This window comes from Paracoccus sp. pheM1 (assembly GCF_018499825.1).
GTDB lineage: Bacteria > Pseudomonadota > Alphaproteobacteria > Rhodobacterales > Rhodobacteraceae > Paracoccus > Paracoccus versutus.
In genome coordinates this window covers 2,433,588-2,456,790 of the sequence record NZ_JAGXCX010000001.1, presented here as the reverse complement: position 1 = coordinate 2,456,790, position 23,203 = coordinate 2,433,588, and the positions used below count along the sequence as shown (strand labels likewise).

23 protein-coding genes are annotated in these 23,203 nt (G+C 70.5%); 18 read left to right on the top strand and 5 right to left on the bottom strand.

Going from position 1 to position 23,203, the window contains the following annotated elements; genetic code table 11:
• Positions 1–100: 100 nt before the first annotated feature.
• The 9 genes from KF941_RS12455 to KF941_RS12415 all read left to right on the top strand — a co-directional run bounded on the left by KF941_RS12455 (position 101) and on the right by KF941_RS12415 (position 7,471).
• Entirely contained in the window at positions 101–1,318 is a 1,218-nt protein-coding gene (locus tag KF941_RS12455; protein ID WP_036753747.1) for an NAD-dependent epimerase/dehydratase family protein, read from the top strand.
• Positions 1,315–2,169, top strand: coding sequence for a glycosyltransferase (locus KF941_RS12450; RefSeq protein WP_214273467.1), 855 nt, complete (start codon positions 1,315–1,317; stop codon positions 2,167–2,169). The genes KF941_RS12455 and KF941_RS12450 overlap by 4 nt, the downstream gene beginning before the upstream one ends.
• Positions 2,166–2,987, top strand: a complete 822-nt coding sequence (locus tag KF941_RS12445) for an NAD(P)-dependent oxidoreductase (RefSeq protein ID WP_214273466.1) — start codon at positions 2,166–2,168, stop codon at positions 2,985–2,987. The genes KF941_RS12450 and KF941_RS12445 overlap by 4 nt, the downstream gene beginning before the upstream one ends.
• A 381-nt stretch (positions 2,988–3,368) precedes the next feature.
• Positions 3,369–3,872, top strand: a complete 504-nt coding sequence (locus tag KF941_RS12440; RefSeq protein ID WP_114536050.1) for a GAF domain-containing protein — start codon at positions 3,369–3,371, stop codon at positions 3,870–3,872.
• Positions 3,799–4,194 (top strand): GFA family protein, encoded by a 396-nt coding sequence (locus tag KF941_RS12435; RefSeq protein ID WP_036753757.1) that lies wholly within the window; start codon positions 3,799–3,801, stop codon positions 4,192–4,194. Before KF941_RS12440 ends, KF941_RS12435 begins: the two co-directional genes overlap by 74 nt.
• Positions 4,195–4,243: 49 nt before the next feature.
• Complete coding sequence (locus KF941_RS12430) at positions 4,244–4,870, top strand: LysE family translocator (RefSeq protein WP_214273465.1); 627 nt, start codon at positions 4,244–4,246, stop codon at positions 4,868–4,870.
• Entirely contained in the window at positions 4,867–5,514 is a 648-nt protein-coding gene (locus KF941_RS12425; RefSeq protein ID WP_036753763.1) for an RluA family pseudouridine synthase, read from the top strand. The genes KF941_RS12430 and KF941_RS12425 overlap by 4 nt, the downstream gene beginning before the upstream one ends.
• Positions 5,515–5,585: 71 nt before the next feature.
• A complete protein-coding gene (locus KF941_RS12420) occupies positions 5,586–6,524 on the top strand; it encodes an MBL fold metallo-hydrolase (RefSeq protein ID WP_214273464.1) in 939 nt (312 codons plus the stop codon).
• A gap of 110 nt (positions 6,525–6,634) precedes the next feature.
• Positions 6,635–7,471 carry an isocitrate lyase/phosphoenolpyruvate mutase family protein gene (locus KF941_RS12415; protein ID WP_214273463.1) on the top strand — a complete coding sequence of 279 codons (837 nt, stop codon included), beginning with the start codon at positions 6,635–6,637 and terminating at the stop codon, positions 7,469–7,471.
• Here the strand turns inward: KF941_RS12415 and truB are convergent.
• The 3 genes from truB to rbfA are packed head-to-tail and all read right to left on the bottom strand — an operon-like array spanning position 7,468 to position 9,527.
• Entirely contained in the window at positions 7,468–8,364 is an 897-nt protein-coding gene (truB, locus tag KF941_RS12410; RefSeq protein WP_214273462.1) for a tRNA pseudouridine(55) synthase TruB, read from the bottom strand. The two genes, KF941_RS12415 and truB, sit on opposite strands and share 4 nt — an antisense overlap.
• A gap of 1 nt (position 8,365) precedes the next feature.
• Positions 8,366–9,121 (bottom strand): phosphodiester glycosidase family protein, encoded by a 756-nt coding sequence (locus KF941_RS12405; RefSeq protein WP_214273461.1) that lies wholly within the window; start codon positions 9,119–9,121, stop codon positions 8,366–8,368.
• Positions 9,111–9,527 (bottom strand): 30S ribosome-binding factor RbfA, encoded by a 417-nt coding sequence (rbfA, locus tag KF941_RS12400; RefSeq protein WP_024842789.1) that lies wholly within the window; start codon positions 9,525–9,527, stop codon positions 9,111–9,113. Before rbfA ends, KF941_RS12405 begins: the two co-directional genes overlap by 11 nt.
• A 69-nt stretch (positions 9,528–9,596) precedes the next feature.
• Here rbfA and dapB point away from each other — a divergent pair, with 69 nt between their 5' ends.
• The 6 genes from dapB to trxA are packed head-to-tail and all read left to right on the top strand — an operon-like array spanning position 9,597 to position 19,189.
• Positions 9,597–10,403: a 4-hydroxy-tetrahydrodipicolinate reductase gene (gene dapB, locus KF941_RS12395; RefSeq protein WP_214273460.1), complete on the top strand. Its 807-nt coding sequence runs from the start codon at positions 9,597–9,599 to the stop codon at positions 10,401–10,403.
• A gap of 24 nt (positions 10,404–10,427) precedes the next feature.
• Positions 10,428–11,846, top strand: coding sequence for a tRNA (adenosine(37)-N6)-threonylcarbamoyltransferase complex ATPase subunit type 1 TsaE (tsaE, locus tag KF941_RS12390; protein ID WP_114536042.1), 1,419 nt, complete (start codon positions 10,428–10,430; stop codon positions 11,844–11,846).
• On the top strand, positions 11,843–12,514 hold the full coding sequence (locus tag KF941_RS12385) for a nucleotidyltransferase family protein (RefSeq protein WP_214273459.1): 672 nt from the start codon (positions 11,843–11,845) through the stop codon (positions 12,512–12,514). The genes tsaE and KF941_RS12385 overlap by 4 nt, the downstream gene beginning before the upstream one ends.
• Positions 12,507–15,449, top strand: a complete 2,943-nt coding sequence (gene addB, locus KF941_RS12380) for a double-strand break repair protein AddB (RefSeq protein WP_214273458.1) — start codon at positions 12,507–12,509, stop codon at positions 15,447–15,449. The genes KF941_RS12385 and addB overlap by 8 nt, the downstream gene beginning before the upstream one ends.
• Positions 15,439–18,813, top strand: coding sequence for a double-strand break repair helicase AddA (gene addA, locus KF941_RS12375; protein ID WP_214273457.1), 3,375 nt, complete (start codon positions 15,439–15,441; stop codon positions 18,811–18,813). The genes addB and addA overlap by 11 nt, the downstream gene beginning before the upstream one ends.
• 52 nt (positions 18,814–18,865) lie before the next feature.
• Positions 18,866–19,189 carry a thioredoxin gene (trxA, locus tag KF941_RS12370; RefSeq protein WP_011749068.1) on the top strand — a complete coding sequence of 108 codons (324 nt, stop codon included), beginning with the start codon at positions 18,866–18,868 and terminating at the stop codon, positions 19,187–19,189.
• Between the two features lie 2 nt (positions 19,190–19,191).
• On the opposite strand, the gene KF941_RS12365 is transcribed toward trxA, so the two are convergent.
• Positions 19,192–20,112, bottom strand: coding sequence for a hypothetical protein (locus KF941_RS12365; protein WP_214273456.1), 921 nt, complete (start codon positions 20,110–20,112; stop codon positions 19,192–19,194).
• A 102-nt stretch (positions 20,113–20,214) separates the two neighbouring features.
• Between KF941_RS12365 and hslV the strand changes: the two genes are divergently transcribed.
• A complete protein-coding gene (gene hslV, locus KF941_RS12360; protein WP_214273455.1) occupies positions 20,215–20,769 on the top strand; it encodes an ATP-dependent protease subunit HslV in 555 nt (184 codons plus the stop codon).
• 97 nt (positions 20,770–20,866) lie between these two features.
• Here hslV and KF941_RS12355 read toward each other — a convergent pair whose 3' ends face one another.
• A complete protein-coding gene (locus KF941_RS12355) occupies positions 20,867–21,484 on the bottom strand; it encodes a WYL domain-containing protein (protein ID WP_116171031.1) in 618 nt (205 codons plus the stop codon).
• A 130-nt stretch (positions 21,485–21,614) separates the two neighbouring features.
• On the opposite strand from KF941_RS12355, the gene hslU reads away from it, so the two are divergent.
• Positions 21,615–22,919 (top strand): ATP-dependent protease ATPase subunit HslU, encoded by a 1,305-nt coding sequence (gene hslU / locus KF941_RS12350; protein ID WP_072462137.1) that lies wholly within the window; start codon positions 21,615–21,617, stop codon positions 22,917–22,919.
• 54 nt (positions 22,920–22,973) lie between these two features.
• Positions 22,974–23,150: a PLD nuclease N-terminal domain-containing protein gene (locus KF941_RS12345; RefSeq protein ID WP_072462136.1), complete on the top strand. Its 177-nt coding sequence runs from the start codon at positions 22,974–22,976 to the stop codon at positions 23,148–23,150.
• Positions 23,151–23,203: the final 53 nt, after the last annotated feature.

Sequence of the window (23,203 nt, the reverse complement as noted above, 5' to 3'; positions counted from 1 at the left end):
TGCAGGGCGCCCCGCCTTCTGTTCAGGAACCATCGCCAAAGCGTCATCGTTTTGTCACATTGACCGCGCATTTCTGCGGGGCAACATCAAGGAGTAGCTCATGCGCATCGCAGTTCTTGGCGGCGACGGGTTCGTCGGCTGGCCGACCGCCCTGCACCTGTCCAATCTGGGCCATGACATTCACATCCTGGACAACCTGTCGCGGCGCTGGATCGACACCGAGCTGGGCGTGCAGTCGCTGACGCCGATGGATTCGATCCAGGAACGCTGCCGGATCTGGCACCAGGAGACGGGACGGCGGATCCATTTCCACCTGCTGAACCTGGCCACGGAATACGAGCGGCTGAAAGCCTGGCTGGCCGAGCATCGCCCCGACGCGGTGATCCATTTCGCCGAACAGCGCGCCGCGCCCTATTCGATGAAGACCGACCGCCACAAGGTCTATACGGTCAACAACAACATCAACGCCACGCACAACCTGCTGGCGGCGCTGGTGGAAACCGGCATCGACGCGCATCTGGTGCATCTGGGCACCATGGGGGTCTATGGCTATTCCACCATCGGCGCCCCGATCCCGGAAGGCTATCTGGACGTCTCCATCGAGACGCCCGCCGGGCCGCGGGCGCAGCAGATCCTGTATCCGACCCGGCCCGGCTCGGTCTATCATATGACCAAGAGCCTCGATCAGATCCTGTTCCAGTTCTATGCCCAGAACGACGGGCTGCGCATCACCGACCTGCATCAGGGCATCGTCTGGGGCACCCATACCGACCAGACCCGCCGGCACGAGCAGCTGATCAACCGCTTCGACTATGACGGCGACTATGGCACGGTGCTGAACCGCTTCCTGATCCAGGCCGCCATCGGCCATCCGCTGACCGTGCATGGCACCGGCGGCCAGACCCGCGCCTTCATCCATATCCAGGATTCGGTGCGCTGCATCGAGCTGGCGCTGCGGGACGCCCCGCCGGCCGGCGAGCGGGTGCGCATCTTCAACCAGATGACCGAGACGCATCGCGTCCGCGACCTGGCCGAGCTGGTCGCCCGCATGACCGGGGCCGAGGTCGCCTATCTGCCCAACCCCCGCAAGGAGGCCGACGAGAACGAGCTGGTGGTCAAGAACGACCAGTTCCTGGCGCTGGGCCTCAAGCCCATCACCCTGGCCGAGGGGCTGCTTTCCGAGGTGGTCGACGTGGCGCGCAGATATGCCCATCGCATCGACCGCTCGCGCGTGCCCGCCGTCTCGGCCTGGACCCGCGACATCGCCCAGCGGGTCGAGCATGATCCCGAAGGCAAGAGGCTGCGTTCGGTATCGTGACCCCCGAAGGCATTCACCCCCAGGGCAAGGCGCGGTCCGGCCGCGCCTTTGTCACGCTGGCGACCAATCCCGACTATGCGACCGGGGCGGCGGCGCTGTTCCGGTCGCTGCGCCGGACCGGGACCAGCGCCGACCTGGTCCTGCTTTACACCGACCTGCCCCCCGACGCGGTCGAGGCGCTGCGGGCGCTGGACGTGCGCCCGGTGCGGGTGGACCTGCTGCCCACCTCCGAGGGGTTCAACGCCCTGCACGCCCGCGACCGGCTGCACGGCGCCGCGCCCTTCACCAAGGGCGAAAAGCCGCCCTTCCACACGCCCTTGGACAATTTCGCCAAGCTGCGGCTGTGGCAGCTGGATTACGACCGCGTGGTGTTCATCGACGCCGATGCCATCGTGCTGCAGAATATCGACCGGCTGTTCGACTACCCGGAATTTTCCGCCGCGCCGAATGTCTATGAAAGCCTGGCCGATTTCCACCGCCTGAACTCGGGCGTCTTCACCGCCCGGCCCTCGGCACGGACCTTCCGCGCCATGCTGGCCCGGCTGGACCAGCCCGGCCGGTTCTGGCGCCGCACCGACCAGACCTTTCTGGAAAGCTATTTCCCGGACTGGCACGGGCTGCCGGTCTTTGACAACATGCTGCAATATGTCTGGCTGAACCTGCCGCAGCTGTGGCGCTGGCAGGACATCCGCGTGCTGCATTACCAATATGAAAAGCCCTGGCAGGACCACGCCAAGGCCGAGGCCCTGCGCCCGCTGGTCGATCTGTGGCGCGCCCATGCCGGCAACGGGCCGGTGCCCGATCCGCGCGACCTGCCGCCCCCGCCCGGCTGCGCATCCGGTGTGGCATGAGGATCGCGCTGACCGGCGCCTCGGGCCTTGTCGGGCGCTGGATCCACCGCGCCGCGGAGCAGGCGGGACATGAGGTTGCCACCCTGCCCGGCTGGCGCCTGGGCGACCCGGCCGAGCTGGGCGGCTGCGACGCGCTGGTCCATGCCGCCTTCCAGCACGCCCCCGGCCGCTATCGCGGCGGCGAGGGCGAAGATCCGCAGGGCTTCGTCCGCGCCAACCTGGACGGCTCGCTGATGCTGTTCCGGGCGGCGCGGGACCGGGGCGTCGGGCGGGTGGTCTTCCTGTCCTCGCGCGCCGTGCATGACGGCCATCCCCAGGGCATGGCGTTGCCCGACGCGCTTTCCCCGGCCCCGACCAGCCTCTACGGCCAGGTCAAGGCCGAGGCCGAGGCCGCGCTGGCCGCCATGGCCGGCGCGGATTTCGCGACCGCCAGCCTGCGCCCGACCGGGGTCTATGGTCCGGGCGCGCCGCAGAAATGGGCCAGGCTGATCGGGGATTTCCTGCGCGGCACCACCCCGCCCCCCCGCGTCGCGACCGAGCTGCATGGCGCCGACCTGGCCCGCGCCGTGCTGCTGGTGCTGGAGGATCCGGCCATGGCCGGCAGCTACAATGCCAGCGACCTGGTGCTGGACCGCCGCGACCTGCTGGCCGAGGTCGCCCGCCTGACCGGCTGCGCCACGCCCCTGCCCGCGCGCGCCGATGCCGCCGCGCTGCGCCGCCCGCTTTGCGCGCGGTTGCAGGTGCTGGGCTGGCAGCCGGGCGGCATGGCGCTGCTGCGCCGGGATCTGCCGGCGATCCTGGACGACCTGCAACCATAGCAGAATTTCCCAGACCCGATTCCCGCCGGTTGCGGCAAGATGCGCCTTTGCGCCAATCCGCGGCCTGTTCTGGTTGGTCTGCCCCATGCGCATCCTTTCCATCCCGTGCGGCCTGTCCTTTGCGGTGATGGCCGGTTGCTTCCTTGCCCGCTCGGTCCTGGTCATGCCTGGTGACATGCCCCTGCGAGCCGTCGGCTTCGTCCCGCTGTCCTTGGGCGGTTCTGGTGCAGGTGATCGGCTGTGGCATCTTTCTGACCTACTGGCGGGGGGCCGGCGATACCCCGCCGGGGTGCTGCTGGTGCGGCCCCGCAGCTATAGGCGCGTGCCCGGCTGAGAAGGCAGCCCCGTGACAGGACCGCCGCGCCGGGCTAGTCTGGCGCCATGCCCGATTACGACGACCTTGCCGCCCGCATCCGCGCCCTGACCCATGGCGAGACCGACGAGGTCGCGCTGATGGCGACGCTGGCCTGCGAAATCCACCACTCGGACGCGCGCTTCGACTGGACCGGCTTCTATCGCGTCACCGCGCCCGAGATGCTGAAGATCGGCCCCTACCAGGGCGGCCACGGCTGCCTGGTGATCCCGTTCTCGCGCGGGGTCTGCGGTGCCGCGGCGCGGACGCGGCAGGTCCAGCTGGTGCCCGATGTCGAGGCGTTTCCCGGCCATATCGCCTGCGCCAGCTCGACCCGCTCGGAACTGGTGATTCCGGTGGTGGGCAAGGGCGAGCGGCTGATCGGCGTGCTTGACATCGACAGCGACCGCCCGGACGCTTTCACGCAGGACGATGCCGACCGCTTGCAGGAGATCCTGGATGACACATTCGGACGTGACCGCGTTTACCGGCCATTGCCTTTGCGGCGCGATCCGGTTCCGCGGCACCCATGACGCCACGAACGACCTGAAGGCCTGCCATTGCAGCCAGTGCCGGCGCTGGTCGGGGCATTACTGGGCGGCGATCCTGCCCAGCTCGCTGGAGATCGAGGGCGAGCCCAGATGGTATCGCGCCTCGGACTTCGCCCGGCGCGGCTTTTGCCCGGACTGCGGCAGTTCGCTGTTCTGGCAGCGCGACGGCTCGGACATCATCGACGTGGCGGCGGGCGCCATCGACAGCCCGACCGGGCTGCGGCTGCTGGGCCATATCTTCGTCGCCGACAAGGGCGACTATTACGACATCGCCGACGGGCTGCCGCAAGACCCGCGCGAATAGTTGACGCGCCGCGCCGCCCGGCCTAGGCGGCAGGAAAAGGGGGCGCGCGATGATCTGGGACACCTTGGCGAATTTTCCGCTGCAACAGCTGCTGGCCTTCATGGCCGGGGCATTGGTGCTGAATCTGGCGCCGGGGCAGGACGTGTTCTTCGCCAGCGCCTGCGGCATCCAGAACGGGCCGCGTGCGGGCGCGCTGGCCGGTTTCGGCGTCGGGCTGGGCGTGATCTGCCATGTGGCGATGGCGACCGTGGGCCTTGGCGCGCTGGTCGCCGCCCATCCCGGCGCGCTGGTCGCGATCAAATATGTCGGCGCCGCCTATCTGCTGTTCCTGGCCTGGAAAAGCTGGAACGCGGGCGAGGTCGATCCCCGCGCCCGTGCCGCCAGCCGGTCCTGGAACATCATCCGCCGCGGTGCGCTGTCGAACCTGCTCAACCCCAAGCCGGTGCTGTTCCTGCTGGCCTTCCTGCCGCAATTCACCAAGCCGGAATACGGCCCGGTCTGGCAGCAGATCCTGGGGCTGGGGCTGATGTTCACCCTGTCGGGCACGCTGGTGACGATAGGTTACGGCGTGGTCGGGGGCTTGGCCGGCCATGTGATCGGCAAGCGGCTGGGCATCGTGAACCGCATCGCCGCGGTGATGTTCGCGGGCCTTGCCCTGCGGCTGGTCTGGAAATGAGCTTCCTCTACCAGCCCACCGACGAACAGCCGCGCGTGATCCATGCCGATCACGAGATCCTGGTGGTCGAGAAGCCGGCGGGCCTGCTTTCGGTCCCCGGCCGCGGCGAGGATCGCGCCGATTGCCTGATCGAGCGGCTGCGCGCCGCCTTCCCGACCGTGTTGCTGGTGCATCGGCTGGACATGGACACCTCGGGCGTCATGGTCTTTGCCCTGACGCCGCATGCGCAGCGCCACCTGTCCAAGCAATTCGAGGACCGGCGGACGAAAAAGACCTATGTCGCGCGGCTCTGGGGCCGGCTCGAGCCGAAGACCGGCACGGTGGACCTGCCGCTGATCGTCGACTGGCCGAACCGCCCGCGGCAAAAGGTCGATCACGAACAGGGCCGGCCGGCGCAGACCGAATGGCGGGTGGTCAAGGCCAGCGATGCCGAGACGCGGGTGCGGCTGATGCCCGTCACCGGCCGCAGCCACCAGCTGCGCGTGCATATGGCCGCGCTGGGCCATCCGATCCTGGGCGATCCGCTTTATGCGACCGGCGCGGCGGCGGATTTCCCGCGGCTGATGCTGCATGCCGAAAGCCTGCGCTTCAAGCATCCCGAAACCGGGGTGATGCAAGGCTTTACCGCGCCCGCCCCGTTCTAGTTCACGCAGGTTTCATGCCTGAACCCGCCGCCCTCGCGTAAGCTTGCAAAAGAACCAACGAGGAGGGAGAGATGTTCAGGACCGATATGACCCGCCGCGGTGCCATGATGCTGGGCGGCGCCCTGCCCATGGCGCTGGTGCTGCCGGCCCATGCCCAGACCGCCCCCGCCCAGCCTGCGGGCGAGGCGCCGGCCTTTCCGGGCCGGGCCCACACCATCCAGCTGGGCGGCTTCGAGGTGACGACGCTGCTGGGCGGCGGCGGCATGAGCGACAATCCGATCGAGACCTTCGGCCTGAATGCCGAGCCGGCCGAGTTCGAAAGCCTCAGTGCCGAGAATTTCATTCCCGCCGACCGCAGCGGCGGCTCCTATACCATGACGCTGGTGCGCACCGCCGATGCGCTGGTGCTGTTCGACGCGGGCATGGTTCCCGCGAACAACGCCGCCTCGCTGGCGCAGGCCGGCGTCAAGCCCGAGGACGTGACCCATGTCGTGCTGACCCATATGCATGGCGACCATGTCAGCGGGCTGATGGATGGCGACAGCCCGGCCTTTCCCAACGCCCAGCTGATCCTGCCCCGCCCCGAGAACGACTATTGGGCGGCCAATCCCAGCGAGGCCTATACCGCCAAGGTAGTGCCGCTGCTCGACAAGGCGCAGCAGATCGAGGGGACCGAGGAAATCCTGCCCGGCATCAAGGCCGAGCAGGCGCATGGCCACACCCCCGGCCATACCACCTATCTGCTGGAAAGCGACGGGCAGCGGCTGCTGATCACCGGCGACAGCTTCAACCACTATGTCTATTCGGTGCAGCGCCCGGCCTGGCATGTGCGCTTCGACGTGGACAAGGACCAGGGCGCGGCCACGCGCCAGGCGGTGCTGGCCCGGCTGGCCGAAGAGAGGATCCCCTTCATCGGCTATCACATGCCCTTCCCGGCGCTGGGTTTCATCGCCCCGAACGGCGAGGGTTCCTATCGCTTCGTGCCCGCGACCTATCAATTCGCCGGCTGACGGCCTTCGCGCCACGGCAGGCTCCGTGGCGCGACAGGGGCCGAGAAAATCGTTCACAATTTGTTCCGTCCTGCTAGGCTCATGCGTGGAGTTCTTGCAGGAGAGGCGCGATGCCGGATCAACAGGCCAGGTTCGAGGCGCTGAAGGCGCTGCACCAGGGGGATGGCGCCTTCGTCATGCCCAACCCCTGGGATGCCGGCTCGGCGCGGCTGCTGGCGAGCCTGGGGTTCCAGGCGCTGGCCACGACCAGCGCCGGCTATGCCTTTTCCAGGGGCAAGCTGGATTCCATCGCAGACCTGGGGCGCGACGAGATCCTGGACAACGCCGCCGAGATCGTGCGCGCGACCAAGCTGCCGGTCTCGGCCGATCTTCAGGACGGTTTCGGCGCCGCGCCAGAGACCTGCGCCGAAACCATCCGGCTGGCTTGCGAAGTCGGGCTGGTCGGCGGCTCGATCGAGGATGCGACGGGCGATGCCGCCAATCCGATCCACGACCTGTCCCTGGCGGTCGAGCGGGTCCAGGCCGCGGCAGAGGCGGCGCGGGGCCTGCCCTTCCTGCTGACGGCGCGGGCCGAGAACTTCCTTTGGGACCGTCCCGACCTGGGCGACACGATCCGGCGACTGCAAGCCTTTTCCGCCGCTGGGGCGGATGTGCTTTATGCGCCGGGGCTGCCGGACCTGCAGGCGATCCGCACGGTCTGCGCCGCCGTGGACAAGCCCGTCAACGTGGTCATGGGGCTGAACGGCCCGACCTGGTCGGTGGCCGAGCTGGCGCAGGCCGGGGTGCGGCGGATCAGCGTCGGCGGCTCTTTCGCGCGGGCGGCGCTGGGTGCGCTGATGCGTGCCGCCCAGGAGGTCCGATCCGCCGGCACCTTCACCTATGCCGCCGAGGCCCTGCCCGGCGCGACGGTCGCCCGGATCATGGCGCCGGGCGACGGGGGGATCTAGCCCAGGTTGAACACGCGCGAGGGCTGCACCTCGCCGCCCATGTAGCGGCCGATGCAGAGCGCGCGGCCGTTGCGGCTGACCCAGACCTCCTCGCCGAATTCGGCATGGCCCAGCACCTGGCCGGGATTGCCGTTCAGGATGCGGGTGGCGCCGATCTCGGTCGCCTGCATCTCGGGCAGGTCGGCCAGCGCGGCTTGCAGGGGCAGCAGCGCCGCCTCGATCTCGGCCTGGTTGGCGCGGTCGATGCGGTCGAAGGCGATGCCGTCATCGGCCTCGAACGGCCCCGACCAGATGCGGCGCAGCTGCGCGACATGGCCCAGGCAGCCCAGCTTGCGGCCCAGGTCGCGGGCGATGCTGCGCACATAGCCGCCCTTGCCGCAGACCATGCGCAGCGCGGCGCTGTCGCGGGTCGCGCCCAGCAGCTCCAGCGATTCCACCCAGAGCGGCCGGGCGGCAAGCTCCACCACCTCGCCCTCGCGCGCCAGGTCATAGGCCCGCGCGCCATCGACGCGCACGGCCGAGACGACGGGGGGAACCTGCATGATCTCGCCGGTGAAATCCGGCAGCGCGGCGTGGATCGCCGCCTCGTCCGGGCGCGCGTCGCTGGTTTTGACCACCTGGCCCGAGGCGTCGTCACTCGTGGTCTCGGCGCCCCAGGCCACGGTGAAGTCATAGGCCTTCAGCGCCTCGGCCAGGATCGGCACGGTCTTGGTCGCCTCTCCCAGCGCCACGGCCAGCACGCCGGTCGCATCCGGGTCCAGCGTCCCGGCATGGCCGGCCTTCTTCGCGTCCAGCGCCCAGCGGACCTTGCTGACCACATCGGTCGAGCCGATGCCCGCCGGCTTGTCCACGATCAGCCAACCGTGGATCTCGCGTCCCTTTTTTCGCGCCATTCTAGTTCTGTCCTACATATCCGATGATCGGCCCCAGCCGCCGCCCGAAATCGGCGCGGCCCAGGCTCGGGGCGTATAGCCGCGAAATCGAGCCGTCGAAATACAGCGCATCCCGCGCCCCCAGCCCGTCGCGGAACAGCCGGCCGAATTCGTGGAACGTCACCGCCCGGTCCGAGATGGCGAACCACGCCGTCTGCCCGTCCGGCGAGACGCCGACGCCGTTCCTGACATAGCGGCTGTCGCTGTCCACCAGGAAACGCGGATGCAGCGCGCCGTCGATGACCAGCATCGGCCCCGATTGCGTGGCGATGCGGCAGTCCGGGGCGGCCCTGGCAAAGGCCCGGCTCTCGATCACCTGATAGGGTCGCGCGCCGCCGGTGCAGAAGACGCCGTTCGGCAGCATGCCGAAATTGCCGCCGCCGCCGGCCGTCACCAGTTCGTGCTGGCTGACGCCGTCGCTGACGTAAAGCCCGACCGGGGTGAAATCCGGGTGATACATGCCGGCATTCATGGCAAAGCCCAGCACTTCGCCCTCGGCCAGCGTGCGGCGGACGGCGGTGAAATCGCCCAAGACCCGGCCGTCGGGGCCGTTCAGCCACAGCCGCAGCCCCGGCTCCTGCCCGGCCGTCAGCGTGCAGATCACATAGCCCTGCCCGTCGAAGTCGCGCTTTTCGCAGATCCCGGCCATGGCGGGCAGGGTCATGGCGATCAGCGCACCAAGGGCCAGGCCCAGCCGGCGCTTGAGGTCAATCTTCATCGTCTTCCGGGTGCGATTCGACGTCGCGGCGCACCCGGTCCTCGGACAAGAGCCGGCGGGTGTCGTCCATGCGGTCGAAGGTCTCGTCGAGGACAAAGCGCAGCTGCGGCGCGTATTTCAGCGTCATCGCCTTGGCGACCAGGTGGCGCAGCTCGCCCGCGTTGCGGCGCAGCGCGGCCAGCGCCTCTTCGGCGCCCTGCCCGCCCAGGGGCAGCACATAGGCCGTCGCGACCTTGAGGTCGGGCGAGGTCCGCACCTCTCCGACCGTGATCGAATGCCGGTTCAGGTCGGGATCGTGGACATCCCCCCGCAGGAGGACGTCGGAAAGCGTGCGGCGGATCAGCTCGCCCACGCGAAGCTGGCGCTGCGAGGGGCCGGTGCCGGAATGAAAGCGGTTCTGTGCCATGCGCGCAGATGTAGGGGGTCGCGGCCCGCGCCGCAACGGGATAGACATGCCGCAAACGGGGGATCGAGCATGGAAAAACCGGGAATCGTCATCACGGGCGCGTCGGGCCGCATGGGGCAGATGCTGGTGCGCACCATTCTGGGGTCGGATCAGGCCCGCCTTGTCGGTGCCATCGAACGCGAGGGCAACCCCTGGGTCGGCCGCGACCTGGGCGAGGCGATGGGCGGGGCGGCGCTGGGAATCACCGTCACCGACGACGCGGTCGAGGCCATCGCCAAGGCGCAGGCGGTGATCGACTTCACCGCCCCGGCGGCGACGGTGGCTTTTGCCGAGCTGACCGCGCAGGCCCGCGCCGTGCATGTGATCGGCACCACGGGATTCGAGCCCGCGGACCTGGACAAGCTGCGTGCCGCCGCCCGTCACGCGCCGATCATCCGCGCCGGCAACATGAGCCTGGGCGTGAACCTGCTGGTCGGCCTGACCCGCAAGGTCGCCGCCGCGCTCGGCGAGGATTGGGACGTCGAGGTGGTCGAGGCGCATCACAACCGCAAGGTCGATGCGCCCTCGGGCACCGCCCTGATGCTGGGCGAGGCCGCCGCCGCCGGGCGCGGCCACAGCCTGGACGAACTGCGCACCCCGGCGCGCGAAGGCATCACCGGCGCCCGTGCGCCCGGCTCCATCGGCTTTTCCGCTATCCGCGGCGGCGACATCGTGGGCGAGCATGACGTGATCTTCGCCACGACGGGCGAGCGGGTGGTGCTGCGCCATGTCGCCACCGACCGCGCCATCTTTGCCCGCGGCGCGCTGCGTGCGGCGCTTTGGGGCCAGGACAAGGGGCCGGGCGAATACGACATGGCGGATGTGCTTGGTCTTTGAGGCTCCAGCGTCTAGGTTCACGCCATGACCCTGCTTGCGACGCTTGACGATGCCGATGCCGACCTGACCGCCTGCCTGGCGCGGGTGATGGCGGCTGTCCTGAAACCGGGCGACGTGGTGGCGTTGCAGGGGCCGGTCGGCGCCGGCAAGACCCATTTCGCCCGCGCCTTCATCCGCGCCCGCCAGGGCGAGGCGGCCGAAGAGGTGCCCAGCCCCACCTTCACCCTGGTCCAGACCTATGCCGACCCGATGGGGACCGAGATCTGGCATGCCGATCTCTACCGCCTGACCCATCCCGAGGAACTGGCCGAGCTTGGCCTCGACGAGGCCATGCGCGAGGCCATCGTGCTGGTCGAATGGCCCGAGCATGGCAGCCCGCTGGAGGGCGCGCTGACCGTGGGGCTGGAGCCCCTGGCAGACGCGCCCGACCTGCGCCGCATCACCCTGGCGGGCTCCGAGCCGCATTGGGGCCTGATGACCCGCCTGCCCGCCATCGCCCGGCTGATCCACCGCGCCGGCTGGTCCGGGGCGCGGCTCCGGCCGTTGGCGGGCGATGCTTCGTCGCGGCGCTATTTCCGGCTGGTCGAGGATGGCGGGCGCAGCGCGGTCCTGATGGATGCCTCGCCCGGCGTGACCGCGCCCTATGTCGCCATGACGCAATGGCTGCGGGCGCTGGACCTGCACGCGCCCGAGATCCTGGCCACCGACCAGGCGCAGGGCCTGCTGCTGATCGAGGATCTGGGCGACGACCTGGTCGCCCGCGTGCTGGAACAGCGGCCCGAGCTTGCGCCCCGCATCTATGACCGCATGACCGACCTGCTGGTGCAGCTGCATGGCCACGAGCCGCCGGATTTCGTGCCGCGCCTCGACGGGCCGGAACTGGCGCATCAGGTCGGGCTTTTCGCCGAATACTACCCCCCCGCCGCCGGCGCGCCCGGCAAGGGCGCCGAGGTCGCCGCGGTGATCGAGCACCTGCATGCCGAACTGGCCGCCGACATGCCGCCGGTGCTGGGCCTGCGCGATTTCCATGCCGAGAACGTGGTCTGGCGGGCCGATGCGCCGCTGGGCCTGTTGGATTTCCAGGACGCGGTGGCGGTGCATCCGGCCTATGATCTGGTCTCGGCCCTGCAGGACGCGCGCCGGGACGTCGCCCCCGAGATCGAGGCGGCGCAGATCGCCCGCTACATCGCCGCGACCGGGGTGGACGAGGCACGGTTTCGCGCCGCCTATGCGCTCTTGGGCGCGCAGCGCAACCTGCGCATCATGGGCATCTTCACCCGGCTGGCGCAGCGCGAAGGCAAGCGGCGCTACCTGGCGATGATGCCGCGCGTCTGGGCGGCGATCCAGCGCGACCTGGCCCATCCGGCCCTGGCGCCGCTGGCCGAGGCGCTGGAGGGCATCCCGGCCCCGACCCCCGAGGTGATCGAGGGCATCGCCGGATGACCTTGCCGCTGATGATCTTTGCCGCGGGCAAGGGCACCCGCATGGCACCGCTGACCGACAGGGTGCCGAAACCCCTGATCGCGGTCGGTGGCCAGACGCTGCTGGATCGCGCGCTGGCCTTGGGGCGGCAGGCGGGCGTCGGGCCGGTGGCGGTGAACATCCACCACCTGGGCCAGCAGATCCGCGATCACGTCGCCGGGCGGGACATCGCCGTCTCGGACGAAGCCGACCTGCTGCTGGAGACCGGGGGCGGCTTGCGCAAGGCGCTGCCGCTGCTTGGCTACGGTCCCGTGATCACGATGAACCCGGATGTGGTCTGGACCGGCCCGAACCCGGTCCGCGCCCTGCTGGACGGCTGGCGCGAGGACATGGACGCGCTTCTGATGCTGGTGCCGCTGGACCGGGCGCATGGCCGGCAGGGCGGCGGCGATTTCAGCCTTGGCTCTGCCGGCCGGCTGATCCGCAAGGGCGACCTGGTCTATGGCGGCGTGCAGATCATCCGCCCCGAGCGGCTGGCCGAGATCCCCGAGCAGGTGTTCTCGCTCAACCGGCTCTGGGATCTGATGATCGCCGAGGGCCGCGCTTACGGCCAGGTCCATCCCGGCGCATGGTGCGACGTGGGCCGGCCCGATTGCATCCCGCTGGCCGAGAGCCTGCTCGATGCCTGACTGGCAGAACGGCGTCTTCGCCCTGCCCTGCGGCGCCGATTTTGCCGGCGGCCTGGCCGAGGGGCTGGTCCGGCGCATGGCGGACCGTCCGCCGCAGGACATGGCGCGGGTCACGGTCTATGCCAACTCCGGCCAGTCGCTGACGGCGCTGCGCCAGGCCTTCATCCGGCGCGGGCCGCTGCTTTTGCCGCGGCTGCGGCTGATCGCCGACCTGGGCGGCGGCGCGGCCACGGCGCCGCTGGCGCGCCGGCTGGAGCTGGGCCGCCTGATCGATGCCGCGCTGCGGGCCGATCCCGACCTGGCGCAGGGGCAATCGGTGCCGGAACTGGCCGCCTCGCTGGCGGCGCTGATGGCCGAGATGCAGCTTGAGGGGCTGGACGCGCAGGCGCTGGACCGCATCGACGCCAGCGAACATGCCCAGCATTGGGGCCGCGCGCTGGCCTTCCTCAAGATCGCCGCTGGCTATTACCTGTCCGACCCGCCGCAGGACCGCGAGGCCCGCCAGCGCGCCGCGGCCCAGGCGCTGGCCGCAGCCTGGGCGCGGGGCGAGGATCTGCCGCAGGGCCCGGTGGTCGTCGCTGGCTCGACCGGCTCGCATGGCGCGACGCGGGATTTCATGCGCGCCGTCGCCCGGCTGCCGATGGGCGCGGTGGTGCTGCCGGGGTTCGATGCCGACCTGCCGCAGGCGGTCTGGGACGGGCTCGACGCGCTGTCCGAGGATCACCCGCAGGCGCGCTATGCGCCGCTGCTGGCCGAGTTCGGCCCGCCCGGCGAATGGTTGCCCGGCACCGCCCCCGACCCGGCGCGCAACCGGCTGATCTCGCTGGCGCTGCGCCCGGCGCCTGTCACCGACCAATGGATCGAGGAAGGCCCGCGCCTTGGTCCGCTGGTCCCCGCGACCGAACGCCTGACCCTGATCGAGGCCGAGCAGCCGGGGCAAGAGGCCGAGGCCGTGGCGCTGATCATCCGCGAGGCGGTCGAGCGCGGCCAGCCGGTGACGCTGATCGCCGCCGACCGCATGCTGACGCGCCGCGTGCAATCGGCGCTGGACCGCTGGGGCATCATCCCCGACGATTCCGCCGGCCAGCCCTTGCCGCTGACCGCGCCCGGCCTGTTTTTGCGCCATGTCGCCGACCTGTTCGGGGCCGAGATGATGCTGGACGCGCTGCTGGTGCTGCTCAAGCACCCGGTGACGGCGACGGGCCTTGGCCCCGACTACCGGCGCGACCACAACCGCCATGCCCGCGACCTGGAACTGCACCTGCGCCGCAACGGCCCCGCCTTTCCCGACGGCGCTGCGCTGCGGGCCTGGGCGGACCGGGGCGACGGCTCCAGCAAGCCCTGGGCGCTATGGCTGGCCGAGTTGCTGGACCGCATCGTGCCGCTGGCGCAGGATCGGGCGCCGCGGCCCCTGGCGGATCGGCTGCGCGATCTGCGCGCCTTGGCCGAGGATCTGGCCGCCGGTCCCGGCGGCAGCGCCGATGCCTCCGAGCTTTGGGCCAAGGCCTCGGGCGGGCTGGCGCGGTCGGTGCTGGACCACCTGGCCGCCCATGCGCATCTGGGCCACGACCTGCGGCCGGGCGAGTTCTGCGACCTGCTTTACGACGAATTGCAGGGACAGGCGGTGCGGCAGGACGTGGCCGCCCATCCGCTGGTCCGCTTTCGCGGCCCGCGCGAGTCCCGCACCGAGGCGGTGGACGAGGCCGCCGGCTTGGTGATCCTGTCGGGGCTGAACGAGGGCGGCTGGCCGCAGGCCCTGCCCCCCGATCCGTGGCTGTCGCGGCCGATGCGGCTGGCCGCCGGACTGACCCTGCCCGAACGCCAGGTGGGCCTGGCCGCGCATGACTTCCAGCAGGCCGTTGGCGCGGGCCGGGTGGTGCTGACCCGCGCCCGCCGCGATGCCGAGGCCGAGACCATCCCCTCGCGCTGGCTGAACCGGCTGGTGAATCTGCTGGGCGGGCTGCCCGATCAGCAGGGGCCGCAGGCGCTGGCGGCGATGCGGGATCGCGGCCGCCATTGGCTGGACCTGGCCGCGTTGCAGGCCCGGCCGCGGATGCGGCTGGCGCCGGCGCATCGCCCCTCGCCCATCCCGCCGCCGCCGGCGCTGCGCGAACTGTCCGTGACCGAGGTCAGGACGCTGATCCGCGACCCCTATGCCGTCTATGCCCGCCGCGTGCTGGGCCTGCGCGCGCTGGACCCCTTGCGCCCCGAACCCGACGCGGCCGAACGCGGCAACGTGCTGCATCACATCATGGACCGTTTCCTGCGCGGCCTGCCCGACCTGCCCGAGGCGCCGCAGGTCATGGCGGCGCGGCTGCTTTCCATCACTGATGCGGTGCTGGAGGCCGAGGTGCCCTGGCCCTCGGCCCGGCTGTTCTGGCGCGCGCGCATCGCCGGCATCGCCGAGCGGCTGATGGCGGACGAGGCCGCAAGGCTGGCGCGCGGCCGGCCGATCCTGGTCGAGGAATATGGCGAACAGGGCGTCCCCGGCCTGGATTTCCGCCTGATCGCCCGGCCCGACCGGCTGGACCTGCTGCAGGATGGCCGGGTGCATGTCTATGACTACAAGTCCGGCAAGCCGCCCTCGGACAAGCAGATCGCGCATTTCGACAAGCAATTGCCGCTCGAGGCCGCCATGGTCCGGCACGGCGCCTTCAAGGCGCTGGGACCGGCCGAGGTCGAGGGCATCAGCTATATCCAGCTGGGCGGCGAGGGAAAGACCGAGCCGCGCGAGTTCAGCCCCGGCTTCGCCGAGGAAACCTGGGCCGGCTTCGTCACCCTGATCCGCCGCTATCTGGGCGGCGAGCGCGGCTTTACCGCGCGGCTGGCGATGGAGCGGTCCGACCATGCCAGCGACTACGACCACCTGTCGCGGCATGGCGAATGGGACACGACCGAAATCCCCCAGCCGCAGAGGTTCGCCGATGATGGATGAGGCGACGCTGGCGCAGGTGCGGGCGGCGGACCCGCATCGCTCGACCTGGCTGACGGCCAACGCCGGCTCGGGCAAGACGCGGGTGCTGACCGACCGGGTGGCGCGGCTGCTCTTGGCCGGGACCGCGCCCGAGCGCATCCTGTGCCTGACCTATACCAAGGCCGCGGCGACCGAGATGCAGAACCGCCTGCTGGCGCGGCTGGGCCAATGGGCCATGCTGCCCGAACCGGCGCTGCGCGCGGAACTGGCGCGGCTGGGCGAGGCGGGCGCCCCCGACCTGCCCGCCGCGCGCCGGCTGTTCGCCCGCGCCATCGAGACGCCGGGCGGCCTCAAGGTCCAGACCATCCACAGCTTCTGCGCGGGCGTCCTGCGCCGCTTTCCGATCGAGGCCGGGGTGCCGCACGGCTTCACCGAGCTTGACGACCGCAGCGCCGCGCTGATCCGCGCCGAGATCATCGAGGAAATGGCCCGAGACCATGCGCCCGAGCTGGAAGACCTGCTGGCCTTGCATTCGGGCGAAAAGCTCGACGCCTTCCTCGCCGGTCTGCGGGGGTTCGATGCCCCCGCGGACCGGGACGCGCTCTGGGCGGCCTGCGGGCTGGCGCTGGGCGAGGACATGCGGGCGCTCCTGGCGGAATGCTTCGCCGATGGCGCCACGGTTGTCGCCGCGCTGGTCCCGCATCTGCTGAAAGGCAGCACCACCGACCAGAAGGCGGCGGCGAAGCTTGGCCCCGGCAACTGGACGCAGCCGGGCCTGGCGGAACTGGCGATCCTCGAATCCGTGCTGCTGACCGGCGCCGGCGCCAGGGAGCCCTTTACCGCGAAATACGACAGCTTCCCGACCAAGGCGCTGCGCAGCGGCCCCTGCGCCGACCTGCTCGACGACCTGGCGATCCTGATGGAACGGGTCGAATCCGCCCGCCCCCGCCGCATCGCCTTGGCCCATGCCGAGCGCACGCTGGCGCTGCACCGTTTCGGCCATGGCTTCCTGACCCGCTACCGGGCGCAGAAGGCGGCGCATGGCCACCTGGATTTCGACGACCTGATCGACCGCACCGCGCGGCTTCTGTCGGAAAACAGCATGGCGCAATGGGTGCTGTTCCGGCTGGACGGCGGCATCGACCATATCCTGGTCGACGAGGCGCAGGACACCAGCCCGGCGCAATGGCAGGTGATCGAGCGGCTGACGGACGAGTTCACCGCCGGCCAGGGCGCGCGGCCCGGCAGCCGCAGCCTGTTCGTGGTGGGCGACCCCAAGCAGTCGATCTACAGCTTCCAGGGCGCCGACATCGCGGTGTTCGAGGCCCGCCGCACCGGCTTTGCGCAAGCCTTCCAGGCGGTGCAGAACCCGATGCAGGTTCTGGAGCTGCGGCATTCCTTCCGCAGCTCGACCGCGATCCTGTCGCTGGTCGACCAGGTCTTTGCCGGCGACGCGGCGCGCGGCCTGGGCGATCCGCCGCAGCACCGCGCCTTTCGCACCGGGATGCCGGGCCGGGTGGACCTGTGGCCGGCGATCCCCAAGCCCGACAAGCCCGAGCCCGGCGACTGGACCGACCCGGTGGACCAGCCGGCCGAGAATTCGGAAACCGTGCAATTGGCCCGCGCCATCGCCCGCGCCGTGGACGAGATGCTGGGCCAGCCGATCCTGGACGCCAAGACCGGCCAGCGGCGCCGCATCCGCGCCGGCGACGTGCTGATCCTGGTCCAGCGCCGCTCGGAACTGTTTGCCGAGATCATCGCGGCGCTGAAATCGGCGAACCTGCCCGTCGCCGGCGCCGACCGGCTGAAGCTGGCCGGGGAAATGGCGGTGCAGGACATTCGCGCCCTCTTGTCGGTGCTGGCCACGCCCGAGGACGACCTGTCGCTGGCCGCCTGCCTGCGCTCGCCGCTGTTCGGCCTGACCGAGGAGCAGCTTTATCGCCTCGCCGCCGGGCGCAAGCGTGGCGAATACCTGTGGCGGCGGCTGCGGGAATCGACGCATCGCCATGCGGTGGATGTGCTGGCCGACCTGATGGGCCAGACCGGCTTCATGCGGCCCTATGACTTGGTCCAGCGCCTGCTGATCCGCCATGGCGGGCGCGAGCGGCTGATCACCCGGCTCGGCCCCGAGGCGCAGGACGGCATCGACGAGCTGCTGTCGCAGGCGCTGAGCTATGAAAGCTCGGAGACGCCCTCGCTGACCGGCTTCCTGGTCTGGCTGACCGGCGACGATGTCGAGGTCCGCCGCCAGCCCGGCTCGGCAGGGGATGGCGAGGGGCTGATCCGGGTGATGACCGTGCATGGCTCGAAAGGGCTGGAAAGCCCCATCGTCATCATGCCCGACGCCGCCAAGCGCAAGCCCCCGCGCGAGGCGCCGGTGCTGCCCGGCCCGGACGGGCTGGCGCTGTGGCGCGGCCGCAAGGGCGAGCGGCCCGACCCGGTCGAGGAACTGGCCGCCGCCCAGACCGAGCGGCAATTGCAGGAACGCAAGCGGCTGCTCTATGTCGGCCTGACCCGCGCCGAAAGCTGGCTGATCGTTGCCGCGGCGGGCGAGACCGGCCAGGGCGAGGACAGCTGGCACGCCATGGTCGAGGCCGGGCTGGGCCGCTCCGACCTGGCCCAGGCGCGCCTGCCCGCGCCCTGGGGGGGCGAGATCCGCCGGCTGTCCTTTGGCGACTGGCCCGAGGACGCGCCGGATGCGGTGCCGGCCGAAAGGCCTGTGCTGGCCGAGCCGGACTGGCTGCGCGCGCCCCCGCCGCCCGCGCCCGAAAAGCTGCGCCCCGTCGCCGCGACGGCTCTGGGCGGCGCCAAGGTGATCGGCGCGCCCGGCGAAGGCGATGCCGCGGCGGCGATGCTGTTCGGCACGCGGCTGCATCTGCTGCTGGAGCATCTGCCGGGCCGCGATCCCGCCGAATGGCCCGATCTGGCCCGCGACGTGCTGGCCGATGCCGAGGGCGGCCTGCCGGCGCCTGGGGAACTGGCGGCGCTGCTGGCCGAGGCGCGCGCGGTGATCGAGGCGCCGGACCTGGCGCAGGTCTTTGCGCTTTCCGACGCGGCCGAGGTGATGGCCGAGGTGGCGCTGGCCGCGCCGGTGCCGGGCATCGGCATCCTGACCGGGGCGGTGGACCGGCTGGTGGTCGAGCCCGGCCGCATCCTGGCGGTGGACTACAAGTCGAACCGCGAGGTGCCGGGCACGCCGCAGGCGGTGCCGCTGGGCATCCTGCGACAGATGGCCGCCTATCGCGCGGCTTTGCGGTCGATCTGGCCGCAGGCGCGGGTCGAGGTTGCGGTGCTTTGGACGGCTGCGCGCAGCCTGATGGCGCTGCCCGACGACTTGCTGGATCGGGTGATGGCGGGCCTTGACCCCAACCGCCCCGGTGCCTAGCTGTTGACGGATACGCCCTGCCGGCCCTGCCGGCACATTGCAGGAGAGCCCGATGGCCAACACCCAAGCCGTTTCCGACGCCGAATTCGACAGCGAAGTCCGTCAGTCCCCGACCCCGGTCGTGGTCGATTTCTGGGCCGAATGGTGCGGGCCTTGCCGCCAGATCGGCCCCTCGCTGGAAGAGCTGGCCGCCGAATACGAGGGCCGGGTCAAGATCGTCAAGGTCAACGTGGACGAGAACCCCGAAAGCCCCGCCGCGCTTGGCGTGCGCGGCATCCCGGCGCTGTTCCTGTTCAAGGACGGCCAGGTCGTGTCGAACAAGATCGGCGCCGCGCCCAAGGCCGCGCTGAAGGCCTGGATCGACGAATCCATCTGATTTCAGGTGCCGGGGGCGGTCCCGATCGGCCAGCCGCCCCGGTGCATCGCCGCCAGGATCCGCGCGCCTGCCTCGGGCCGCGTGGCGTTGATGGCTTTTTCCTGAAGAAACCAGAACAGGTAGCGGTCGAAATCCGGCGCATGGGTTTCGGCCTGCGCCAGCGCCTCGGTCGCGCCCAGTTGGGCGACGTTCAGCGCGATGTGGTGGAAGTCGATCTGGGCGAACAGCACCGCCGGCTTGCCCAGCAGGTAGCCGTCGAAGGCCACCGCGCTGTTCTGTGTCGCGACAAAGGCGCAGTCGCGCAAGAGCCGCATGCTGTCGCCGCCGATGGTCAGGTTCGGATGGCGTGCCGCCAGCCCGGCCAGCGCCGCGCGGTCGGCATCGTCGTAGCCTTCCCTTGGGTGCAGCGTGGCGGTGGTGGGGCGGCCGGTGGTGGCGACCGCCTCGAGCATCTCGATGGGGCTCATGGTCTGGAACGAACGGCAGCGGCGGATATGGCCTTGCAGCGGCACCAGCACCGCATCGCCGCGCCGGGGCGGCGGCCCCGGCAGCACGCGGGCGCGCAGCCGGTCGGCGAAGCTGCGCGCGGCCTCGGGGTCGATGGCCGCGGGGTCGTGGCGGCTTTGCGCGACCTGGAAGCGCCAGCGTTGCGGCACCGGCTCGATCTGCCAGAACGGGTAGTGATAGGCGCGGCGAAAGGTCAGGGCGCGCGCATGGGTCGGCGCCTCCATGTGAAACAGCGCGTAGCCGTCGCGCAGGGGCGCGGCCATGCGGGCCGCGGCGCTGGTCTTGTGCCATTCGACGCGCCAGCCCGCGTCCTCGACCGCCCGGCGCAGCACGGTCATGAAGTTGAAGCTGCCCGCCCGCGCCGTTTCCAGCATCGAGCCTTCCAGGTAGACGCGCAGGACGGGGGCGTGGGTCATGGCCGGCACGCTAGCGGCTGGCGCGGCGTGGCGGAAGGGGGCGGGTTGCGAAAGCCCCGGCCGGCCCATATCTGACCCGCAGGCGAGAGATCGGAGAGAGGCATGTCCGAAGACAAATTTCCCGGCTGGCACGGCACCACCATCCTGGCGGTGCGACGCGGCGGCCGCGTGGTCGTCGCCGGGGACGGCCAGGTCAGCGTCGGCCAGACGGTGATGAAGGGCACGGCGCGCAAGGTGCGCCGGCTGAGCCCCGGCGGGCATGACGTGGTGGTGGGCTTTGCCGGCTCGACCGCGGACGCCTTTACCCTGCTCGAACGGCTGGAGAAGAAGCTGGAGGCGGCGCCCGGCCAGTTGGCGCGGGCCTGTGTCGACCTGGCCAAGGACTGGCGCATGGACAAATACCTGCGCAACCTGGAGGCCATGCTGATCGTGACCGACGGGCGCGACATCTTCGTGGTGACGGGGGCCGGCGACGTGCTGGAGCCCGAGCATGACGTGGCCGCCATCGGTTCGGGCGGCAATTTCGCCCTGGCCGCGGCGCGCGGGCTGATGGAGGGCGACCTGGATGCCGAGGCGGTGGCGCGCAAGGCCATGGCGATCGCGGCGGATATCTGCGTCTATACCAACGGCAACCTGACGGTCGAGGTTCTGGGCTAGCGGGGGCTTCGCCCCCCGCCCCGCAAGCCCCTCGACGGGGCTTGCGGGGCGTCCCCCAGGGTATTTGTGCAACGAAGAAAGCGGGCAGGCGCCGGGCTTAGGCGCCTTCCTTTGCCGCCAGCCCTTGCAGCAGCGCCAGGCGGTCGCGGCGGAAATCGCCGGAGCCGGTGGCTAGCCCCTGCATGGCGCGCACGAAGAACTGGCGGTAGTCCTGCGCCTTTTCGCACCAGGCCAGCAGCTTGACGCCCTGCGGCGGGTGGACCAGCGCCAGCGGCAGGGCCGTTCGCTGCGTTTCATTGCCGGCAAGGTCGGCATAGCCGAAGGCGACCGGCCGGCATGCGCGCATCGCCGCATGCAGCAGCGCCAGGTCGGCGGCGGCCGCTTGGGGCATGTCCTCGCGGTAATGGGCGGCGGGGCGCACGTCCAGCTTGCGATAGAGGCGCAGGAGCAGCGCGCCTTCGGGGTCGGCCTGTTGCAGCCGGTCCATCGCCGCGCGGGCGGCGGCGGCATGCACCGGATCGCCGCGATGATCCGCCAGCGCCAGGCCGCGCAGCGCGGCGTCGCGCAGCTCCGGGTCGAGCGCCGGCGCGGCGGGCGCCTGCGCCGCGGCCGCGCGCGGGCCCAGGCCCAGCGTCGCGGCAGCCGCGGCCAGCCGCGACGCCAGGGCACGGCGGGACAGCATCGGGGCGGCGGGCGGGTCGCGACGCGGTCGCATGTTCGGCTTCCTTGCTGGCCTGGGGAAAAAGGCGGCCGATCTGGCGCGGATTCGGACTTGGGTCCAGCCGCTTGGTTGAATCGGCCCCCCGCGGACTTTAAGTGATGCCGAAATGAGACAGGAGCCCCGAATGTCCGACCTGACCCCGCGCGAAATCGTCTCCGAACTGGATCGCTTCATCATCGGGCAAAGGGATGCCAAGCGCGCCGTGGCCGTGGCCTTGCGCAACCGCTGGCGCCGGCGGCAGCTGGGCGACGACCTGCGCGACGAAGTCTATCCCAAGAACATCCTGATGATCGGCCCGACCGGCGTCGGCAAGACCGAGATCAGCCGCCGCCTGGCCAAGCTGGCCCGCGCGCCCTTCCTGAAGGTCGAGGCGACCAAGTTCACCGAAGTGGGCTATGTCGGCCGCGATGTCGAGCAGATCATCCGCGACCTGGCCGATGCCGCCGTCATCGAGACCCGCGAGCGCATGCGCGAGGAGGTCAAGGCCCGCGCCCATAAATCCGCCGAGGAGCGCGTGGTCGCCGCCCTGGCCGGCGAGGGCGCGCGCGAGCAGACCCGCGAGATGTTCCGCGACAAGCTCAAGCGCGGCGAGCTGGACGATACGGTGATCGAGCTGGAGGTGCAGGACAATTCCAGCCCCTTCGGCATGATGGAGATGCCCGGCCAGCCCGGTGCCATCGGCGGGATGATGGACCTGTCGGGGTTGATGAAGGCATTCGGCGGGCGCCGGGTGCGGCGCAAGGTGACGGTGGCGGAAAGCTATGAGCTGCTGATCGCGGAAGAGGCCGACAAGCTGCTGGACGACGAGGCCGTCAAGGCCGCCGCGCTGGAGGCGGTGCAGGAGAACGGCATCGTCTTCATCGACGAGATCGACAAGGTCGCCGCGCGGACCGACGCCCGCGGCGGCGATGTCTCGCGCGAGGGGGTGCAGCGCGACCTCTTGCCGCTGATCGAGGGCACCACGGTTTCCACGAAATACGGGCCGGTCAGGACGGATCATATCCTGTTCATCGCCTCGGGCGCGTTCCACATCGCCAAGCCCTCGGACCTCTTGCCGGAATTGCAGGGCCGGCTGCCGATCCGGGTCGAGCTGCGCGCGCTGACCGAAGAGGACTTCGTCCGCATCCTGACCGAGACCGACAACGCCCTGACCCGGCAATATACCGCGCTGATGGCGACAGAGGGCGTGACGGTCCAGTTCACCGAGGATGGCATCCGGGCGCTGGCGCGCATCGCGGCCGAGGTGAACGGCTCGGTCGAGAATATCGGCGCGCGGCGGCTTTATACCGTGATGGAGCGGGTGTTCGAGGAGCTGTCCTTCAGCGCGCCGGACCGCTCGGGCGAGACGGTGGTGGTGGACGGGGCCTTCGTCGAGAAGCACCTGGGCGACCTGGCGCGCTCGACCGACCTGTCGCGCTACGTGCTGTAAGGAACCCCGGCGCCTTCCCGCCGTTGTGGAATGACGCAACGGCGGGGGACGCGCATGAACTATCTTTTCGGCATCATCATCTTCGTGCTGGATGTCTGGGCCATCGCCTCGATCATCAACACCAACGAGACCATGACCACCAAGCTGATCTGGATCGCGCTGGTGGCGATCCTGCCGGTGCTGGGCTTCATCATCTGGTGGTTCGCGGGGCCCAAGGCGAATTACGGCTGAGGGCTTTCCCTGCCCCCGCCGCGGTGGCATTGTCGCCCGCAAGACGAAAGGGC

Excerpts from the sequence above, each read along its gene's own strand:
- KF941_RS12455 (WP_036753747.1), top strand. The coding sequence starts at position 101 with ATGCGCATCGCAGTTCTTGGCGGCGACGGGTTCGTCGGCTGGCCGACC.
- KF941_RS12445 (WP_214273466.1), top strand. The coding sequence starts at position 2,166 with ATGAGGATCGCGCTGACCGGCGCCTCGGGCCTTGTCGGGCGCTGGATC.
- KF941_RS12440 (WP_114536050.1), top strand. The coding sequence starts at position 3,369 with ATGCCCGATTACGACGACCTTGCCGCCCGCATCCGCGCCCTGACCCAT.
- KF941_RS12435 (WP_036753757.1), top strand. The coding sequence starts at position 3,799 with ATGACACATTCGGACGTGACCGCGTTTACCGGCCATTGCCTTTGCGGC.
- KF941_RS12430 (WP_214273465.1), top strand. The coding sequence starts at position 4,244 with ATGATCTGGGACACCTTGGCGAATTTTCCGCTGCAACAGCTGCTGGCC.
- KF941_RS12425 (WP_036753763.1), top strand. The coding sequence starts at position 4,867 with ATGAGCTTCCTCTACCAGCCCACCGACGAACAGCCGCGCGTGATCCAT.
- KF941_RS12420 (WP_214273464.1), top strand. The coding sequence starts at position 5,586 with ATGTTCAGGACCGATATGACCCGCCGCGGTGCCATGATGCTGGGCGGC.
- KF941_RS12415 (WP_214273463.1), top strand. The coding sequence starts at position 6,635 with ATGCCGGATCAACAGGCCAGGTTCGAGGCGCTGAAGGCGCTGCACCAG.
- truB (WP_214273462.1), bottom strand. The coding sequence starts at position 8,364 with ATGGCGCGAAAAAAGGGACGCGAGATCCACGGTTGGCTGATCGTGGAC.
- KF941_RS12405 (WP_214273461.1), bottom strand. The coding sequence starts at position 9,121 with ATGAAGATTGACCTCAAGCGCCGGCTGGGCCTGGCCCTTGGTGCGCTG.
- rbfA (WP_024842789.1), bottom strand. The coding sequence starts at position 9,527 with ATGGCACAGAACCGCTTTCATTCCGGCACCGGCCCCTCGCAGCGCCAG.
- dapB (WP_214273460.1), top strand. The coding sequence starts at position 9,597 with ATGGAAAAACCGGGAATCGTCATCACGGGCGCGTCGGGCCGCATGGGG.
- tsaE (WP_114536042.1), top strand. The coding sequence starts at position 10,428 with ATGACCCTGCTTGCGACGCTTGACGATGCCGATGCCGACCTGACCGCC.
- KF941_RS12385 (WP_214273459.1), top strand. The coding sequence starts at position 11,843 with ATGACCTTGCCGCTGATGATCTTTGCCGCGGGCAAGGGCACCCGCATG.
- addB (WP_214273458.1), top strand. The coding sequence starts at position 12,507 with ATGCCTGACTGGCAGAACGGCGTCTTCGCCCTGCCCTGCGGCGCCGAT.
- addA (WP_214273457.1), top strand. The coding sequence starts at position 15,439 with ATGATGGATGAGGCGACGCTGGCGCAGGTGCGGGCGGCGGACCCGCAT.
- trxA (WP_011749068.1), top strand. The coding sequence starts at position 18,866 with ATGGCCAACACCCAAGCCGTTTCCGACGCCGAATTCGACAGCGAAGTC.
- KF941_RS12365 (WP_214273456.1), bottom strand. The coding sequence starts at position 20,112 with ATGACCCACGCCCCCGTCCTGCGCGTCTACCTGGAAGGCTCGATGCTG.
- hslV (WP_214273455.1), top strand. The coding sequence starts at position 20,215 with ATGTCCGAAGACAAATTTCCCGGCTGGCACGGCACCACCATCCTGGCG.
- KF941_RS12355 (WP_116171031.1), bottom strand. The coding sequence starts at position 21,484 with ATGCGACCGCGTCGCGACCCGCCCGCCGCCCCGATGCTGTCCCGCCGT.
- hslU (WP_072462137.1), top strand. The coding sequence starts at position 21,615 with ATGTCCGACCTGACCCCGCGCGAAATCGTCTCCGAACTGGATCGCTTC.
- KF941_RS12345 (WP_072462136.1), top strand. The coding sequence starts at position 22,974 with ATGAACTATCTTTTCGGCATCATCATCTTCGTGCTGGATGTCTGGGCC.